Origin of the sequence: Methylobacterium sp. CB376, from assembly GCF_029714205.1 — a bacterium.
Classification (GTDB): domain Bacteria; phylum Pseudomonadota; class Alphaproteobacteria; order Rhizobiales; family Beijerinckiaceae; genus Methylobacterium.
In genome coordinates this window covers 1149058-1166483 of the sequence record NZ_CP121648.1, presented here as the reverse complement: position 1 = coordinate 1166483, position 17426 = coordinate 1149058, and the positions used below count along the sequence as shown (strand labels likewise).

The window sequence follows — 17426 nt, the reverse complement described above, 5'->3', positions numbered from 1 at the left end:
GATCGCTCACGCGAAGGCGACCGTGACGCCCGCCAGCGGCAGGCCGTCGAGCCGGGTGCTCCAGGTCTCGCCCGGGGCGACCGGCAGCGCCCGCGTCAGGGTGCCGGTGGTGACCACCTCGCCGGCGGCGAGGGGCGGGCTCTCCGGATCCTCGGCCAGCACCCGGACGAGGTGGCGCAGGGCCGCCAGGGGTCCGCCGCCGAGCACGTTCTCGGCCCGGCCCCGATCCGCCTCGGCGCCGTCGCGCAGGAGCGTGATCCGGAAGCCCGCGAGGGACGCGCCCCACGCGGCGGCGTTCGCCGGGGTGACCGCGGCCGGCGGCCCCATCAGCAGGGCGCCGTGCAGGCCGAAGGCCGCGACCGTGTCGGCGGCGGTGAAGCGCCAGCCGGGAAACAGCGACTGCACGACCTCGAAACCGTGCGCGACGAAATCCAGGCAGCCGAGGAGGGCCGCCTCGTCCATGTCCGGCTCCGGCGCGCGCGCGAGGCCGAGGACGATCTCGGGCTCGATGCGCGGCTCGACGGTCCGCGCCAGGGAGAAGGTACCCGCCAGCCCCTCCGGGCGGTGCAGGGTCGTGTCGTAGACGTAGCCCCAGATCGGCGCGCGGACGCCGTACTCGTCCCAGATCGTGGTGTTGGTGAAGCCGATCTTGCGCCCGACCGCGCGCTCGCCGCGCGCCTCGCGGATCCGGCGCACGGACGCGGTCACCCGGTACGCCTCGTCGAGCCGCAGGCCGGGGCCCTCCGCGCCGAGGGGCGCGATCTGCCGCCGCTCGTCCAGGGCGGCCAGCACCGCGCGCGCCACCGCGTCGGGCGAGGGCGCCTCGCGGTCCTCGGCCGGGGCTCGTTCGCTTCCGCTCACAGATCGACTCCTTCACGAGGTCCGACGCGTCTCTCGCAGACCTCGCCGACCGTGGCCACCCTCGCGCGGCTCGGCGGCGGCCCTTCGCCGGGGATCAGCCTTGCGCCCGGGCAGGGCGGAACCGGCGGAGGCCCGGCACGATGCGCACGGCCCGCAGGCCGAGCGGATGATCGGGCCGCTCACGACCTCGCGGTGGCCCGGGAGGAGCGGCACGCCCCCATCCGGCTCCCGCCGACGGACGACACGGCGCGGCGGCACCACTCCCTTGGAAAAGCAAGAATACCGACGAACGATCTTGGCCGTCCAGCGGACGCGATCCTCGCGATGATGAATTCCTACTTTACGCCCTCTTTCGCCTTGCCCTGCTTTACACCTTCAGTTTGAACGTAGAATTCGTACGCACCGGCAGAGACATGCTCGAGCTCGGCGTCGTTCATCTCAGACTTCTGATGCTCTTGCGCATCGTGGGACTGCCCAGCCTCGCGAGAGGGCAGTTCCTTCGCAACCGAGGGCTTGACCATGGAGCTTCTCCGGTCCCGGAGCGGTGTCGCCCGCGATGGTAATCGCGTCGGCGGGAAAAATCATGGGCGACGCGGAGATCTGCGGGCCGTCGCCGCGTTCGCCGACGCAGCCGGCGGGTTCGCCCGGACCGTCGGCGATGCGGGGAGGGGGCGCGGCTCGGACCGTCCGCGTGCCCCCGACCGGACGCGGCCGCCCGCACGCGGTGCCGGACCGGACGGGGCCCGCCGCGCGTGAGGAGGCCCCGCCCGGCGGGGCCTCCACGGGGGCTCAGGCCGCCCGCGCGCTCGGAACCGGCGCGGGCGCGTCCATGGCCCGCAGGTAGACGTCGAGCAGCGTCTCGTGCTCGTCGCGCTCGTCCTGGTCCTGTTTGCGCAGCTTGATGATCTCCTTGAGGATCTTCACGTCGAGGCCATCGCTCTTGGCCTCCAGGAAGACCTCCTTCTTGGCCTCGTTGAGGTCCTTGATCTCCTCTTCGAGCTTCTCGATCCGCTCGATGATGGTGCGGATGCGGTCGCCCGGAATGCCGGCCGTGTCGCCCATGGGTTCTCCTCCGGTGGGGTCGCCCGGCAGCGTCGGGGATCGCGGTAAGCGAGGCGTTAACGGCGACCGCCGGTCGCGGGATGCAGCCGGCGCCGCGGCCTCGTACGCCATCCGGTTGATGGCTTCGCCATCTTCCATTTCGGCCATGCGGATGTCGGCTTCGCTCAGGCGCCGCGCTCAGGCGCCGCGCAGGCGCGTGAGCCGGGATTCGCTTCGATCAAGCGGATCCCGGATCACTCGATGACCGTGTCGGCGCGGGCGAGCAGCATGGTCGAGACCGTGATCCCGAAGCGCGAAGCGGCCCCGAGATTGAGCACGAGTTCGTACTTGGTCGGAAGCTCGACAGGCAGGTCCGCCGGCCTGGCGCCGCGCAGGACGCGGTCCGCGAAGGCGGCCGCCTGGCGCCAGGTCGCGCTCAGGTCGATCCCGTAGCTCACGAGGCCGCCCGCCTCCGCCAACTCGCGCGCGCCCGCGACGGTCGGGACGCGCGACGCGAGGGCGAGTTCGGCGATCCGCGCGCGGTGGGTGATGAACAGCGCGTCCAGCAGCACGATCACGAAGCCGGCGGAGTCCCGCGCGAAGGTCGCGAAGGCGGCATCGAGGTCCGCCGGGGAGCGGGCCTCGACCGGGATCAGCCGCGCCCGCAGCCGGTCCGCATAGGCCTGCGTGTTCTCGCGCTGGAACGGGATCACCGGATTGGCCGGGTTGACCAGCATCCCGATCCGCGTGACGCCCGGCAGCATCTCGCGGGCCACTTCGAGCTGCTTGCCGAGGAGGGTCTCGAAGCTGATCAGCATGCCCGTGACGGTGCCGCCCGGGCGGGCGAGGCTGGTCACCAGCCCGGCGCCGATCGGGTCGATCAGGGTCGCGGACACGATCGGGCGCTCCGGCATGACGCGCTTGGCGGCCAGGGCCGCGGCGGTCGTCGAGGTCACCACGAGGTCCGGGGCGAGCTGCGCGAGATCCTCCGCGAGGGGCCCCAGGCGCTCGATCCGGCCTTCGCTCCAGCGCAGGTCGAAGGCGACGTCCCGTCCCTCGGCGTGGCCGAGTTCCGCTAGCCGCCGCCGGAACGCCGCCACGAAGGCGCCGTGCGAGTCCGGCGACCCCGTGACGAGGATTCCGATCCGGCGCGGACCGCGCTCCGCGCGCGCGCCGAGGGGCCACGCCGCCGCCGCGGCGCAGAGCGGGATCAGGTCGCGCCGCCGGATCGCCCGCCTCACGGGCGCGCGCGCCGCGGCCGGGATCGCCGGCGCGAACGGCCCTGGCATGGGGCGCCTCCCCGGATGTCGCTCACCGGGACGCAGCATACCCGCCGGGGATGGCGCCGCGAAGCCGGTCGGACCGCCGCCGGGACATCGTCCCGCCTCGGCCGCCCCGGCCGGGCCGCCGCGACCGGGACTGCGCGTTGTCGCGGCCCCGCCCGGGGCCCGCACCGCACCCGTCAGGTCGGTCGGTAGGCCGACCCGTCCGCGGCCCGCGCCGGCTCGGCGACGTAGCGCCCGTCGCGCGGCACCGCCACGATGGCGAAGTCGCGCACCAGCGCGTCGAGCCCCTCGCGCAGGGCCGAGCCCTTGAGCGGACGGCCGTGGCCGGTGACGGCGGTCTCGGGCCGCAGCCGCGCCAGGGCCTCGACCGAGGCCCGCGCCGCCTCCCAGTCGATCGTCAGGTAGCGGGGCGGCCCGTGCAGCTCGGTTTCCTGCACGGCGACGGCGTAGATCGATTCCTGGGCGGTGGTCACGAAGGCGTCCCCCGCCACCAGCATGCGGTCGTCCGGGCGCCAGAACGAGACGTGGCCCGGCGAGTGGCCCGGCGTGTGCAGCCAGCGCCAGCCCGGCAGGGGCGGGACGCTGCCGTCCTCCGGCAGCAGGCGGAGGCGCGCGCCGACATCCACGGGCTTGGTCGGGAAGAGCGGCGAGATCAGCGCGAACAGCCCGCCGCCCACCCGCGGATCCGGCGGCGGACAGGCGGCGCTGCCGTCGAGATAGGGCGTCTCCAGCCCATGCGCGTAGACGGGCGCGTCCCAGGCCTCCGCCAGATCCTCCAGCGCCCCGACATGGTCGAAGTGGCCGTGGGTCATCAGGATCGCGGCCGGCCGCGCCCCCGCGCCGAACCGGGCCGCGGCGGTCTTCTCGATGGTGCCGCGCGAGCCCGGGATGCCCGCGTCGACCAGCACCCAGCCGCGGTCGCCCGCGCCGGGCGGGCCGAGATAGACCACGTTGACCAGAGTGTGGCGCTGGTAGGCGACGTCCGGGGCGATGGCGTGGGTGCCGTCCGGACCGGCCGGCCCGTCGGCTCGCGCCTCGGGGGAGATCGGGATCTGCTGCGCCATGCCGGGACCTCGCCAGAAGGGACCCGGTTCAATGCTCCCTAGGAGTATGTGTTCCGGCGGGGACGGGCTACCGCCGCCAGATGCCGATCCGGTTCGAGCGCGCCTGCTCCTCGGCGGCGAGCAGGTCCGGCGTCGCGTCGGCGCCGGCCCGGCCGCCGCCGTTGAACAGGACCAGCTCCGAGAGATCCTGCCCGTCGAGGCTGCAGCGGTAGGCGCCGGCCTCCGCGGGCGTGCAGGACACGTCGCGGCGGCGCAGGTAGCGGCCGAGCTCGCGGGCGTTGCGGCCGGACAATCCCTCCACGCCGAGGAGCCGCACGGTCTGGCCGCCGAGGTCGAGGGTGCCGGTATCGACGACCGAGGGCGTGCCGCGCAGGAGGCCGCGCTCCGGCCGCGCCTCCGCGTCGGGATCGGCCGCCGCCGCCTCGGGCCGGGCCTGCGGCCGCTCGGGCTTGGGCGCCCGGGCCTTGGCGGCGCGGCCGCGCACCGCGATGGCCTGGGTGACGAAGTCGCGCCAGATCGCCGCCGGCATGTCGCCGCCCGTCACCCCCGCCATCGGCGCGTTGTCGTCGTTGCCGAGCCAGACCCCGACCACGATGTCCTGAGTGAAGCCGATGAACCACGCGTCGCGATTGTCCTGGGTGGTCCCGGTCTTGCCGCCCGCGGGCACGGCGACGCGGGCGCCCTTGCCGGTCCCCTCCCGCACCACGGCGGCGAGGAGGTCGAGCATCCCGGCCCGCGCGGCCTGGTCGCGGGCGGGGGTCGGCGCGGCGGCCGGGCGGGTGTAGAGCACCTGGTCGCGGGCCGCGATCTGCCGGATGGCGTAGGGCTCGACGCTCTCGGCGCCGGCGGCGAGCGCCGCGTAGGCGCGGGTGAGGTCGAGGAGCGTGGTCTCGGCGGAGCCGAGCGCGAGGCTCGGCAGGTTCGGCAGGTCGGACTGGATGCCGAGTCCCCGCGCGGTCTCGATCACCGCCGGGATCCCGACCGCCTCGGCGAGCTGCACCGCCACCGTGTTGATCGAGTGGGCGAAGGCCGTGCGCAGCGTGACCGCGCCGCGGTAGCGTCCGCCGTAATTCTCCGGCTCCCACTCGCCGATCTGGGTCGGGCGGTCGACCATCACCGAATCGGGCCGGTAGCCGTTCTTCAGGGCCGTCAGGTAGACGAAGAGCTTGAACAGGGAGCCGGGCTGGCGCCGGGCCTGCGTCACCCGGTTGAACTGGCTCTCGGCGTAGTCGCGCCCGCCCACCAGGGCGAGGATCGCCCCGTCCGGGCTCATCGCCAGGATCGCCCCCTGCGAGACCTTGCGGCGCTCGCCCGCCTCGTCGAGGTGGCGGGCGAGCACGCTCTCGGCGATGTTCTGCAGGGTGAGGTCGAGGGTGGTGCGCAGCGCGGCGTCGGCCGGGCCGGCTCCGATCAGGGCCTTGGCCTGGTCCGCCACCATGTCGACGAAGTAGTTCGTGCCCACCGGCGTCTCGGTCGGCACCTGCACGGTCGCCGGGTGCCGGCGGGCCTCCTCCGCCTGCTCGGGCGTGATCGCCCCGGTCTCGACCATCGCCTCCAGCACCTGGGCGGCCCGGCCGCGGGCGCCGTCGAGGTTGCGGTGGGGGGCGAGCTGCGAGGGCGCGCGCACGAGGCCGGCCAGCATGGCGGCCTCGCTCAGGGTCAGCTCGCGGGCGGATTTGCCGAAGTAGCGCTGGGAGGCCGCGTCGGCCCCGTAGACGCCGGCCCCGAAATAGGCGGTGTTGAGGTAGCGGGTGAGGATCTCGTCCTTGGGCAGCTGCGATTCGAGCCAGAGGGCCAGGATCGCCTCCTGCACCTTGCGCTTCAGGGTGCGGTCCTGCGACAGGTAGCTCATCCGCACGAGCTGCTGGGTCAGGGTGCTGCCGCCCTCGCGGGTGCCGCCCGCGGCCGCGTTGCGCAGGGCCGCCCGGAGGAGCCCGCGCAGGTCGACGCCCCGATGCGTGAAGAAGCGCCGGTCCTCGATCGCCACGATGGCCTGGGCCAGCACCTGCGGCACGTCGCGCGGCGCGAGCTTGGCCCCCTTGATGACGCCGCGGGTCGCGAAGGCCTCGCCGCCCTCGGCGCGCACCACCAGGGCCGAGGCGGTCGGCTCGACCACGAGGCCGCCATTCACCGGCAGCGTCGCCAGCGCGTAGACCAGGATTACGCCGAGGAGGGCGAGGCCGAGGGCGAGGCTGCCGGCGAGCACGCGCAGCCACGGCACGCGGGCGGCGGCGCGCCGGAGCGGGTGCCAAGCCGCCCGGAAACCCGCCGTCGCACCCGCCGCGGCCCGGCGCGCCGCCGGATGCGAGGCGGCGCGGGCGGCCCGCCCCCGGATCCCCGCGAGGCGCTCGCGCAGGCGGGACAAGGCGGCGCGGATCCTCCCGGTCCTCGCGCGCGGCGCGGGCCCCGTGCCGCCCGCGGGCGCGTCGGGAGCCGGGGCGGCGCCGAGGTCGAGCCAGTCGCGCCCCCGCCCGGGCGCTCCCCGCGGCCCCTCCGGCATCGCGGCTCAGCGGCCCGCCGCCTGGCGCGGCTCGATCCAGGAATGGCCGGCCGGGCGGCTGAAATGCAGGGCACGGCCGTGGAGGCGCCGGTGGTGCCCGTGCGCCCGATGATGCCAATGCCGCCGATGATGCCAGTGGCGGCGATGGTGCCAGTGCCGCCGGTGATAATGGTGGCGGCGCCAGTGCCGGTGACGCCGCCAGTGGCGGTGGCGGCGCCAGCGCACCGTCTCGACGGTCGAGGGCTGGTCGAGGGCCACGGTCACGGCGGCCCGGGGAATGAGCGGCGAGGCGCTCGCCCAGCCGCACAGGGCCACGAGGAGGCCGAAGGCCAGCATCAGGTGACGGGCGCGCACGCACACCTCCGGGTCGCGGGAATGACGGACGCGTCCACAACGCCAAGCTCGCGATTGCGTTCCGACGCGCGCGCGCTCTGACCGGCGCGGGCGACCGCGCCTTGACGGCGGCGGGTTTCGCGGCAGTCTCGGGCGCGCCAGGGAGGAGACCGATCGTGAGCTTTCGCCCGTTCCTTGCCGTGACCGTCCTCGTCGCCCTCGCCGCGCCGGCGGCGGCCCAGCCGAAGCCGAAGCCGAAGGCGCCGCCGCCGAAGGAGGCGGCCCCGCCGCCCGACGCCTCGGCGGGCCTGCTCTTCCCCTGCCGGAGCGAGAAGGAGACCTGCTACGTCGGCGTGCCCAAGGACGGCAAGCTCACGGTTCTCTTCACCAACGACCCGAAGGGCGCGGAGATCTCCGGCCGGGCGCTCGCCGTCGCGGGCGAGGGGCCGAACGCGCCCGACCTCGCCACGAACGACGGCAAGGTCGTGATGATGGTCGGCACCTACGATCCCAAGGCCGGCCTGACCAAGGCCGAGATCGTGGACGTGGCCGGTCCCCTGGTCGCCTTCGCGATCAAGGCCTCGCTCGGCGGCGGGGACGAGCAGCCGGCCGCGCCCCCGCCGCCCGCCCCGAAGCGGCGCTGAGGTCACGCCGCGTCGTGGAAGATGAGGCCGGTCGCGCAGCGCTCGCCGGTGCGCACCCGGCTCACCCCGTGCCGGAGGGCGACCCGGTAGGCCCCGCGGCCGCCCTGCACCGGGCGGTGATGGACCGCGAAGATGACCGCCTCGCCCTGCGCGAGGGGCACCACCTCGGCCCGCGACTGCATGCGCGGCCGCTGCTCGGTCAGCACGAACTCGCCGCCCGTGAAGTCCCGCCCCGGGACCGAGAGCAGGATCGCGACCTGGAGCGGGAAGATCTGCGGGCCGTAGAGGTCCTGGTGCAGGCAATTGTAGTCGCCCGGGCCGTAGCGCAGCAGGAGCGGCGTCGGGCGGGTCTGCCCGGCGGCGCGGCACTGGTCGAGGAAGGCGGCGTGGTCCGGCGGGTAGCGCAGGGCCGAGCCCAGCGTCGCGCTCCACCGGTTGGCGAGCGGCGCGAGGCGGGAGTAGAGCGCACCGCGCAGGGCGGCGAGGGGCTCGGGGAGCGGATAGGCGAAGTACTTGTACTCGCCCCGGCCGAAGCCGTGACGGGCCATCACGATCCGGCTGCGGAAAGGAGCCTCGTCGTCGTAGAGCGCCCGCAGCCGCGCGCAGGTCGGCCCATCGAGGAGGCGGCCCGCGGCGGCGCAGCCGTGGGCGTCGAGATCCGCCGCGATGCGCGGCCAGTCGAGGGCCCCGACGGCGTCCGGGCTCATCGCTCGCCCTCCGGCGCGGTCGGCTCGCGGCAGCCCGCTTCGCGGGCCAGGAGGGTGCGCTTGCGCTCGACGCCCCAGCGGTAGCCCGAGAGCGCGCCGTCGTGGCGCACCACCCGGTGGCAGGGGATCGCCACCGCGAGCGGGTTCGCCCCGCAGGCCTGCGCGACCGCCCGCACGGCCCTGGGCTCGCCGATCGCGCGGGCGATCTGCGTGTAGGTGGCGGTCTCGCCCGCGGGGATCGCCCGCAGCGCCTGCCAGACCCGCTGCTGGAAGGCGGTGCCGATGATGTCGAGGGGCAGGTCGACGCGGCCCGCTTCCGGCGCCTCGACGAGGCCGACGACCTGCGCCACCAGCGCCTCGAAGCCGGGATCGCCGCCGATGAGGTCGGCCTTCGGGAAGCGGTTCTGGAGATCCCGCACCAGCGCCTCCGGATCGTCCCCGAGCAGGATCGCGCAGAGGCCCTTGCCGGTCGCCGCCACCAGCACGCTGCCGAGCGAGCAGGGGCCGACGGCGAAGCGGATCGTGGCGCCCTCGCCGCCCCGGCGATAGGCCGTGGGCGTCATGCCGAGGCGGGAGGGGGCGGCGGCGTAGAAGCGGCTCGACGCGGCGTAGCCCGCCTCGAAGATGGCCGCCGTGACGCTGTCGGCCTCGCGCAGGAGCCCCTCGGTGAGCCGCGCGCTGCGGCGCGCGGCCGCGTAGGCCCTCGGCGTGACGCCCGTCACCCGCTTGAAGACCCGGTGGAAGTGGAATGGGCTCTGGCCCGCCGCGCGGGCGAGCGCGTCGAGGGAGGGCGGGGTCTCGGCCTCGTCGATCATCCGGCAGGCCCGGGCGACGGCCTCGGCCTGGCGCGCGGCGGGGGCCGCCTCGTCCGGCCGGCAGCGCCGGCAGGGCCGGAAGCCCGCCCCCGCGGCCTCCCGGCCGCTGGCGTAGAAGGCGACGTTCTCGGGGCGCGGCGTGCGGGCCGGGCAGCTCGGCCGGCAATACACGCCCGTGGTGCGCACGGCGTACACGAAGGTGCCGTCCGCGGCGGCATCGCGCCGGACGAGCGCCGCGTAGCGCGGATCGCCCGCCGGGCGCGCGCGCATCGGATCGAGGTCGGGGAGGGTCATGGGGAGACGCTCATGGGGACGCTCATGGGGACGCTCATGGGGACGCTCATGGGGACGCTCATGGGGACGCTCATGGGGACGCTCATGGGGGACGCTCATGGGGACGCTCATGGGGACGCTCATGGGGGACGCTCATGGGGATGGTCCTGCGGGCGGCGGCGGACGATCCGCGCCCGCCCGCCGCGATGCCGCCACTCTGGCGCGGACCCGCCCCGGCCCGCATCCCGGCGCTTGCGCCCGAATTCGTCCGCCCCGCGCCCGGCCTCGGACGGGGCATCCGACATCCGAGGGATTGCTTCGCCATCTCCCCTTTCGGCCATGCGGATGTCGGCTTCGCTCAAGCGCCGCGCGGGCTTGTCATACGACATCCGACGGATTGCTTCGCCATGCGGATGTCGGCTTCGCTCAAGCGCCGCGCGGGCTTGTCATCCGCATTCCGGACGTGATCGTCCGGACAGCGGATCAGGGGGCCAGGATGGCGGCCGCCACCGCCTCCGGGTGCTCCTCGTGCGGGGCGAGCGCTCCCGGGACGGTCGCCCGGGCGACGAGGCCCGTCGCCAGCAGCGCGTCCATCTCGGCGCCGGAGCGCCGCGGCGCGGCCTCCGGCCTCAGCACGCGCACGGGCGGCAGGCCCGGGCCGAACAAGCTCAGGAATTCCTCGCGGGTCGCCGCAGGGTCGAGGGCGCCGGTGACGAAGGCGGCCGTCCCGAAGCGGGCGCCGGGCTGGTGCGTCACCCGCCGCTTGGCGGCCAGCACCGCCGGCGTGACCCGGGCCGGGTCCGCGTAGACGTGGGCGCGCATCATCCGGGCGACGACCGGCGTGCTCAGGTTCACCCGGTAGAGGAGGTGGCCGAGAACCGGCGCCTCGACGGCCCGGCGCAGGCGGGCGTAGAGCGGGCGCCGCTCCGGTCCCATGGCGGTGGGGAGCGGGCCGCGCCAGGTCGGCGCCACCAGGACGAGCCGCGCGAAGCGGCCGGGATGGCGCCGCGCCGCGGCCGCGAGGTAGGGCGCCGCGTGGCCCGCCGCGACCCCGATCGCGAAGGGGCCCGGAAGGGCGGCGAGCAGCGCGTCGAGCACGCCGTGCAGCGCGGCCGGCGAGAGCGGCAGCCGCGCCCGCGGCTCGGCGCCGAAGCCCGGCCAGTCGGGGATCAGGCAGCGGAAGCGGCCGGAGAGGCGCTCGGCCAGGGGCCGCATCTCCTCCCGGGTCGCGATCGAGGACAGGGCCGGCAGCAGCAGGGCGTCCGGGCCGGAGCCGATCACGTCGCAGCCGACCGAGACGGTGCGGTCCGGCAGCGTCAGGGTGAGACGGCGCGTCTCCATGCGGTCGCCCTCCTCAGAACGGCTTCACGATCGCCAGGATCACGATACCGATCATCAGCAGCGTCGGCACCTCGTTGACCACCCGGTAGAAGGTCGGCGCCCGGGTGTTCCGGTCGGCCGCGAAGTCCTTGACCATGCGCGCGAACCAGCCGTGCAGGCCGCTCATCGCGAGCACCAGCGCGAACTTGGCGTGGAGCCAGCCCTGCGCGTAGGCGCCGCTCATCCAGGCGAGGGTCAGGCCGAGCACCCAGGTCGCGATCATGGCCGGAGTCATGATCGCCTTGGCGAGGCGCCGCTCCATCACCTTGAAGGTCTCGCCCTGCGGCGAGCCCGCCGGCAGGCCCGCGTGGTAGACGAAGAGCCGCGGCAGGTAGAGCATGGCGGCCATCCAGGCGATCAGCGCGACGACGTGCGCGGCCTTGATCCAGAGATAGAGCATCGGTCTCCCGGCAGGACAGAGATCCAGGGATCACGCGCCGAAGCGGTGGCCGGTGCGGCGCCGGCAACGATGCGGCCACACCGATCCAAGCAGAATCGAAACGGGCCATCCTGCTCAGCGCCGCAGCCGCGCGAGCATGCGCTCGACATGGGCGATCGGCGTCTCCGGCGTGATGCCGTGGCCGAGATTGAAGATGTGGGGCAGGCCCGCGGTCGCGGCGAGGATCGCGTCGACCGCCGCGTCGAGCGCCGCCCCGCCCGCGATCAGCGTGTGGGGATGCAGGTTGCCCTGGGTGACGGCGCGCCCCGGCAGCCGCCCGCGCAGGGCAGCGAGGTCCACGTCCCAGTCGACCCCGACCGCGTCGGCGCCGGTCGCGGCGAGCGTCCGGGCATGGCCGTCGAGGCCGGTGCCGCGCGGGAAGACGATGACGCGCGCCCCCGGCACCCGCGCCCGCAGGCCGGCGACGATCCGGGCGATCGGCCCGAGGCTCCAGCGGGTGAGCGCGTCGCCGGCCTCGCCCTCCGGCATCCCCGGCAGGGTGCCGCCGTGGCTCTCGAAGATCTGCACGGCGTCCGCCCCCGCCTCGATCTGGCGGGCGAGGTACTCGGTCGAGACCGCGACGAGCCGCTCGATCAGCCCGTCGAGGAGCGCCGGATCCCGGGCCGCCAGGGCGCGGGCCGGGGCGAGGTCGGGGGTGCCGCGCCCGCCGATCATGTAGCTCGCCACCGTCCAGGGCGCGCCGCAGAAGCCGAGCAGGGTGGTCTCGCGGGGCAGCGCCGCGCGCAGGCGGCTCACCGTCTCGAAGACCGGGGCGAGGTGGTCCATCACCCGCGCGTCGCCGGCCCCGCGCAGGGTCCCGAACGCCGCCGGGTCCTCGAGCGCGTCGAGGCGCGGCCCCTCGCCCTCGACGAAGCGCACGCCCTGGCCGAGGGCGTGGGGCACCACCAGGATGTCGGAGAACAGGATCGCCGCCTCGAAGCCGAAGCGGCGGATCGGCTGCAGCGTGACCTCGGTGGCGAAATCCGGCGTGTAGCAGAGGTCGAGGAAGGAGCCGGCCTTCGCCCGCAGCTCCCGGTATTCCGGCAGGTAGCGGCCCGCCTGCCGCATCATCCAGGCCGGAGGAGGGGACAGGCTCTCGCCGCTCAGAACCCGCAGGACCGGCCGCGCCTCGCGCTCGCTCTCGCCCATCTCCCCCGCGCCTCCCCCAAAGCCCCTCGGCTTCCCCCTATGACCGGAGAGCGGCCAGGATACCAGCCCGACGCGTCGTCGCCCGCCCGCCGGCCCTCCGCAAGCCGGTCCCGGCGCGACCCTCTCGGACGAGAAAAAAAGAAGGAAAGAAAGACTCTTGAGTCTGATTCTTCTTCTGGACCCCCGAATCCCGGGGGGTGCGCGGCGTCCACACCCCATCCCCACCGCGGCGCCGTTAAGAGGCCTTTAACGGATTGGCTCTAGGTTTCAGGGATCGCGAGGCTCGCGAGGAGCTTGCCCGGGGGAGCGGTGCGGAATCGCCGGACGCGTCCCGGATTCTCCCACGCGGCCCGTCCGGCCTCAGCGCCGCCGCGCGCCTGTTGACAGCGGAGTCGACAAACCGCGCGCCTCCTCGCCTGGACCTGGCTGATCGGCCGGATTATCCACACTGATCGACTCCCTGAAGGCCGAATGTGGACGAACACGCGGCGGGACGTCGGCCCCGGGGAGCGATCGTGGTCCGCAGCTACTTCCATCTCCATCTCGTCTCCGACTCCACCGGTGAGACCCTGATCAATGTCGGGCGCGCCGCCGCCGCCCAGTACGAGGGCGTCTCGGCCATCGAGCACGTCTATCCCCTGGTGCGCTCCGCCGCGCAGCTCGAGCGGGTGATCAACGAGATCGAGCAGGCGCCGGGGATCGTGCTCTACACGCTGGTCGGCCAGGACCTCACCGAGCGCCTGGAGGAGGCCTGCCGGGCCACGAGCTCGCCCTACCTCTCCGTGCTCCAGCCGGTGCACGGCCTGCTGCAATCCTATCTCGGGGCGCATTCGACGGCGCGGCCCGGCGCCCAGCACATGCTGAACGCCGAGTACTTCAAGCGCATCGACGCGATGAACTTCACGCTCGCGCACGACGACGGCAACCTGCCGCTCGACCTCGACGACGCGGACGTGATCCTGCTCGGCGTCAGCCGCTCCTCGAAGACGCCGACCTCGATCTACCTCGCCAATCGCGGCCTGAAGACCGCCAACATTCCGCTCGTGCCCGGCGTGCCCCTGCCGCCGGCCCTGGAGGCGGCGCGCAAGCCCCTGATCGTCGGCCTCCTCGCCTCGCCCGAGCGGATCGTCCAGATCCGGCAGAACCGGCTGCTCAGCCTCAAGGCCGACGATTCCACCGCCTATGTCGACCACGAGGCGGTCGCGAACGAGGTGGCGGTCTCGCGCCGGCTCTTCGCCAAGCACCGCTGGCCGGTGATCGACGTGACCCGCCGCTCGATCGAGGAGACGGCCGCCGCCATCGTCGAGTTGCACCGGGAGCACCGGCTCAGGTTCATCGCCGAGTAGCGCCGCGGCGGCCGAAGGGCCTCGGCCAAGGTGCCTTCGCCTGACGGCCAAGGTGCCTCGGCCTGACGGCCAAGGTGCCTTGGCCTCACGGCCAAGGTGCCTTCGCGCGGCCATCTTCGGGGCCATCAATCGCGGCTCTCCACCGCAAGGGGCGCTCGCCGATGACCTCCCTTCCTCCCCTCCCGTTCGCGCCGGGCCTGCGCGTCGTGCCCGCCTCGGGTCCGGTCCTCGACCTCGCCACCGTCGAGGAGGCGCGCCGCTTCGTGGAGCGCGAGCGCCTTCCGGTGGTGCGCTCGGGCATCCACTGGCTCGACGTGCACAAGCGCCTCCTCCTCGCGCAGGCGACCCGGCGGGAGGCCGACGTGGAGGCCGCCCGCGCCGCCCTGGCGGAGGCCCTCCGGCGCGACGCCGGCGGCCGGCTCACGCTGGCGGCCTGACCAGGGCGGGTGCGCCGCGCGGTCGCCGCCGAACCGGCGGCCGCTGCGCTGCGCGACGCGGGGCCCGGGCGCTTGCGGTTTCGTCCGGAACCGGCAGAGAGTGCCGCATGGTTCTCTCCGGTTCCGGCCCATGACCGCCCCGCCCGCCCCGGCGCCCTCGCCCTGGCGGGGCTCGGCCCCGCTCCTCCTCGCCTCGGCCAGCGCGACCCGCCGCGCCCTCCTCGAAGCCGCCGGGCTGCCGGTCGAGACGCGCGCGTCCGGCATCGACGAGCGCGCCGTCGAGGCGGCCTGCGGCGGCCTGCCGCCCGCCGACCTCGCCCTCGCCCTGGCGGAGGCGAAGTGCGCCGCCGTCGCCCGGGACGCGCCCGGGCGGGCGGTGGTCGGGGCCGACCAGGTGCTCGATCTCGACGGCACGCTCCTCCACAAGCCGGCCGATCTCGGGGCGGCGCGGGCCCATCTCGCGGCGCTGCAGGGCCGCAGCCACGCGCTCCATTCCGCCGTGGCGCTCGCCCTCGACGGGGCTGTGGCGGAGCGCTTCGTGGTGAGCGCCCGCCTGACCCTGCGCCCGCTCGACGGGGCGGCGATCGACGCCTACCTGGCGGCCGCCGGGCCGGCCGTCGCCGCGAGCGTGGGCGCCTACCAGCTCGAAGGGCTCGGCATCCACCTGTTCGAGCGGATCGAGGGCGACCACGCGACCATCCTCGGCCTGCCGCTCCTGCCCCTCCTCGCGCGCCTGCGGGCGCGGGGTCTCCTGAGCTTCTGACCCATGACCTCCCTCCCATGACCCCCTCCCATGACCCCCTCCCATGACCTCCCTGCCGAAGGCCTTCGTGGTCGGCCACCCGATCGCCCATTCCCGCTCCCCCCTGATCCACGGCCACTGGCTCGCGGCGCACGGCCTCCCCGGACGCTACGAGCGGGTCGACGTGGCGCCCGAGGCCTTCCCGGCCTTCCTGCGGGACTTCCCGGAGCGGGGCTTCGTCGGGGGCAACGTGACCATCCCGCACAAGGAGGCGGCCTTCCGGGGCGCCGCTCTGCTGACCCCGCGGGCCGAGCGCATCGGGGCCGTCAACACCCTGAGCCTCGACGCCGCGGGCCGGCTGCACGGGGACAACACCGACGCGCCGGGCTTCCTCGCCCATCTCGACGCGAGCCTCGGCGCGGATTGGCCGCGGACCACCGGGACCGACGCGGGCCGGGCCGTCCTGGTGCTCGGGGCCGGGGGCGCGGCCCGCGCCATCCTGGTCGGGCTCCTGGAGCGCGGCCTGCCGCATCTGCGCGTCGCCAACCGCACGGCCGCGCGCGCCGAGGCCCTGCGCGCCCTCGACCCGACCCGGATCGAGGCGGTCGCCTGGGCGCATCTCCCGGCGCTGACGGGCGGGACGGGGCTCCTCGTCAACACCACCTCGCTCGGCATGGCGGGGGCGGGCGCCCTCGACCTCGACCTGTCGGGCCTGCCGCCGGAGGCGGCGGTCGCCGACATCGTCTACGTGCCGCTGGAAACCCCGCTCCTCGCCGCCGCGCGGGCGCGGGGGCTGCGCGCCGTCGACGGGCTCGGCATGCTGCTGCACCAGGCGGTGCCGGGCTTCGCGCGCTGGTTCGGGGTGACGCCGCGCGTCACCCCGGAGCTGCGGGCCCTCGTCGTGGCGGATCTCGAGGGGCGCCGGTGACCCGGCCCTTCATCCTCGGCCTGACCGGCTCGATCGGCATGGGCAAGAGCGCCACGGCGGCGATGTTCCGCGCCCGCGGCGTCCCGGTCCACGACGCGGATGCCTGCGTGCACGCCCTCTACGGGCCGGGCGGCGAGGCGGCGGCGCGGATCGGCGAGGCCTTTCCCGGCACGCTGGCGGCGGACGGCGCGGTCGACCGCGCGCGCCTGCGCGCCGCGGTGCTCGACCGCCCCGACCGCCTGGGGCGGCTGGAGCGCCTCGTCCACCCGCTGGTCCGCGAGGCGGAGGCCGCCTTCCTGGCCGCCCATGCGGGGGCGGACCTCGTCGTCCTCGACGTGCCGCTGCTCTTCGAGACCGGGGGCGAGGCGCGCTGCGACGCGGTCGCGGTGGTGACCGCACCGGCCGAGGTGCAGCGCGCCCGCGTCCTGGCCCGCCCCGGCATGACCGAGGCGACCTTCGCGGCGATCCTGGGCAAGCAGATGCCGGATGCCGAGAAGCGGCGGCGCGCCGACGCCCTCATCGAGACCGGCGAGGGCTTCCCGCGCGCGCAGGCCCAGGTCGACGCGCTGATCGCGGCGGTGCGGGCCGGGACCCTCGCGCGGCGGCCTTGAGCCGAACCGGCGACCCCTGCGGCGAACGCGGCCGAGGCCTCGGCGGACGGGCATCGGGCGCAGGGCCGGGGAAAGGATTTCCGGTTATCCGGAGGGGACCACCACGGGGAGCCGGCATGCTGCGCGAGATCGTCCTCGACACCGAGACCACCGGGACCGACGCGAAGACCGACCGCCTCGTCGAGATCGGCGGCATCGAGCTCCTCAACCACATTCCGACCGGACGGGAATTCCACCGCTACATCAACCCGCAGCGCCCGGTCTCGCAGGGCGCGCTCGCGGTGCACGGCCTCGCGGACGCGTTCCTGGCCGACAAGCCGCCCTTCGCCGCGATCCTGCCGGCCTTCCTCGATTTCTGCGGCGACGCCACCTTCGTCATCCACAACGCCGCCTTCGACGTCGGCTTCCTCAACGCCGAGTACGCCCGCCTCGGCGACGCGGCCCCGCCGGCCATCGACCTCGCGGGCGTGGTCGACACCCTGGCGCTCGCCCGGCGCAAGCATCCGAACGCCGCCAACAATCTCGACGCGCTGTGCGCCCGCTACGGGATCGACAATTCCCGCCGCACCAAGCACGGGGCGCTCCTCGACGCCCAGATCCTGGCCGAAGTCTACATCGAGCTCCTCGGCGGCAAGCAGACCAGCCTCGGCCTGACGCTCGACGTGGCGAGCACCGTCCGGGTGGCGACCCTGGGCGGACCCGCCGCCCACGTGCCCCGCGCCGTGCGCAGCCGCCTGACGCAGGCCGAGCGCGAGGCCCACGCCGCCTTCACGGCCGGCCTCGGCGGCGGCGCGATCTGGCGCGACTACATCGGCGAGGACACCGCCGGATAAACTCAGGGTGGGTATTTTGGCCGGGGCGCGAACCCGC

Annotated in this window: 19 protein-coding genes; 7 read left to right on the top strand and 12 right to left on the bottom strand. The window is 74.9% G+C overall.

The window, feature by feature from the left end:
- Positions 1-6: 6 nt before the first annotated feature.
- The 7 genes from QA634_RS05205 to QA634_RS05175 form a co-directional block, all read right to left on the bottom strand.
- Entirely contained in the window at positions 7-861 is an 855-nt protein-coding gene (locus QA634_RS05205; RefSeq protein WP_012330998.1) for a 2-keto-4-pentenoate hydratase, read from the bottom strand.
- A 335-nt stretch (positions 862-1196) separates the two neighbouring features.
- Entirely contained in the window at positions 1197-1382 is a 186-nt protein-coding gene (locus tag QA634_RS05200) for a hypothetical protein (RefSeq protein ID WP_018262430.1), read from the bottom strand.
- Between the two features lie 268 nt (positions 1383-1650).
- Positions 1651-1923: a DUF2312 domain-containing protein gene (locus tag QA634_RS05195; protein WP_012330997.1), complete on the bottom strand. Its 273-nt coding sequence runs from the start codon at positions 1921-1923 to the stop codon at positions 1651-1653.
- A 233-nt stretch (positions 1924-2156) separates the two neighbouring features.
- A complete protein-coding gene (locus QA634_RS05190) occupies positions 2157-3191 on the bottom strand; it encodes an ABC transporter substrate-binding protein (protein ID WP_012330996.1) in 1035 nt (344 codons plus the stop codon).
- Positions 3192-3364: 173 nt separating this feature from the next.
- On the bottom strand, positions 3365-4252 hold the full coding sequence (locus QA634_RS05185) for an MBL fold metallo-hydrolase (RefSeq protein WP_012330995.1): 888 nt from the start codon (positions 4250-4252) through the stop codon (positions 3365-3367).
- 67 nt (positions 4253-4319) lie between these two features.
- Positions 4320-6752, bottom strand: a complete 2433-nt coding sequence (locus QA634_RS05180) for a PBP1A family penicillin-binding protein (protein WP_012330994.1) — start codon at positions 6750-6752, stop codon at positions 4320-4322.
- A gap of 6 nt (positions 6753-6758) precedes the next feature.
- A complete protein-coding gene (locus QA634_RS05175) occupies positions 6759-7106 on the bottom strand; it encodes a hypothetical protein (protein ID WP_012330993.1) in 348 nt (115 codons plus the stop codon).
- 155 nt (positions 7107-7261) lie between these two features.
- On the opposite strand from QA634_RS05175, the gene QA634_RS05170 reads away from it, so the two are divergent.
- Positions 7262-7729, top strand: coding sequence for a hypothetical protein (locus QA634_RS05170; protein WP_012330992.1), 468 nt, complete (start codon positions 7262-7264; stop codon positions 7727-7729).
- A gap of 2 nt (positions 7730-7731) precedes the next feature.
- Here QA634_RS05170 and QA634_RS05165 read toward each other — a convergent pair whose 3' ends face one another.
- The 5 genes from QA634_RS05165 to hemE all read right to left on the bottom strand — a co-directional run bounded on the left by QA634_RS05165 (position 7732) and on the right by hemE (position 12492).
- A complete protein-coding gene (locus QA634_RS05165; RefSeq protein ID WP_012330991.1) occupies positions 7732-8436 on the bottom strand; it encodes a 2OG-Fe(II) oxygenase in 705 nt (234 codons plus the stop codon).
- Entirely contained in the window at positions 8433-9545 is a 1113-nt protein-coding gene (gene ada, locus QA634_RS05160) for a bifunctional DNA-binding transcriptional regulator/O6-methylguanine-DNA methyltransferase Ada (RefSeq protein ID WP_012330990.1), read from the bottom strand. Before ada ends, QA634_RS05165 begins: the two co-directional genes overlap by 4 nt.
- A gap of 462 nt (positions 9546-10007) precedes the next feature.
- A complete protein-coding gene (locus tag QA634_RS05155; RefSeq protein ID WP_012330989.1) occupies positions 10008-10865 on the bottom strand; it encodes an alpha/beta fold hydrolase in 858 nt (285 codons plus the stop codon).
- Between the two features lie 13 nt (positions 10866-10878).
- A complete protein-coding gene (gene hemJ / locus QA634_RS05150; RefSeq protein ID WP_012330988.1) occupies positions 10879-11304 on the bottom strand; it encodes a protoporphyrinogen oxidase HemJ in 426 nt (141 codons plus the stop codon).
- 114 nt (positions 11305-11418) lie between these two features.
- Complete coding sequence (hemE, locus tag QA634_RS05145) at positions 11419-12492, bottom strand: uroporphyrinogen decarboxylase (RefSeq protein WP_012330987.1); 1074 nt, start codon at positions 12490-12492, stop codon at positions 11419-11421.
- A 515-nt stretch (positions 12493-13007) separates the two neighbouring features.
- On the opposite strand from hemE, the gene QA634_RS05140 reads away from it, so the two are divergent.
- The 6 genes from QA634_RS05140 to dnaQ all read left to right on the top strand — a co-directional run bounded on the left by QA634_RS05140 (position 13008) and on the right by dnaQ (position 17389).
- A complete protein-coding gene (locus QA634_RS05140; protein ID WP_012330986.1) occupies positions 13008-13838 on the top strand; it encodes a pyruvate, water dikinase regulatory protein in 831 nt (276 codons plus the stop codon).
- Positions 13839-13999: 161 nt separating this feature from the next.
- Complete coding sequence (locus QA634_RS05135; RefSeq protein WP_012330985.1) at positions 14000-14275, top strand: hypothetical protein; 276 nt, start codon at positions 14000-14002, stop codon at positions 14273-14275.
- A 130-nt stretch (positions 14276-14405) separates the two neighbouring features.
- Positions 14406-15038: a Maf family protein gene (locus QA634_RS05130; RefSeq protein ID WP_012330984.1), complete on the top strand. Its 633-nt coding sequence runs from the start codon at positions 14406-14408 to the stop codon at positions 15036-15038.
- A gap of 43 nt (positions 15039-15081) precedes the next feature.
- Positions 15082-15945: a shikimate dehydrogenase gene (locus QA634_RS05125; RefSeq protein WP_012330983.1), complete on the top strand. Its 864-nt coding sequence runs from the start codon at positions 15082-15084 to the stop codon at positions 15943-15945.
- Positions 15942-16556, top strand: coding sequence for a dephospho-CoA kinase (coaE, locus tag QA634_RS05120; RefSeq protein ID WP_012330982.1), 615 nt, complete (start codon positions 15942-15944; stop codon positions 16554-16556). The genes QA634_RS05125 and coaE overlap by 4 nt, the downstream gene beginning before the upstream one ends.
- A 116-nt stretch (positions 16557-16672) precedes the next feature.
- Positions 16673-17389 carry a DNA polymerase III subunit epsilon gene (dnaQ, locus tag QA634_RS05115; RefSeq protein ID WP_012330981.1) on the top strand — a complete coding sequence of 239 codons (717 nt, stop codon included), beginning with the start codon at positions 16673-16675 and terminating at the stop codon, positions 17387-17389.
- Positions 17390-17426 lie beyond the last annotated feature (37 nt).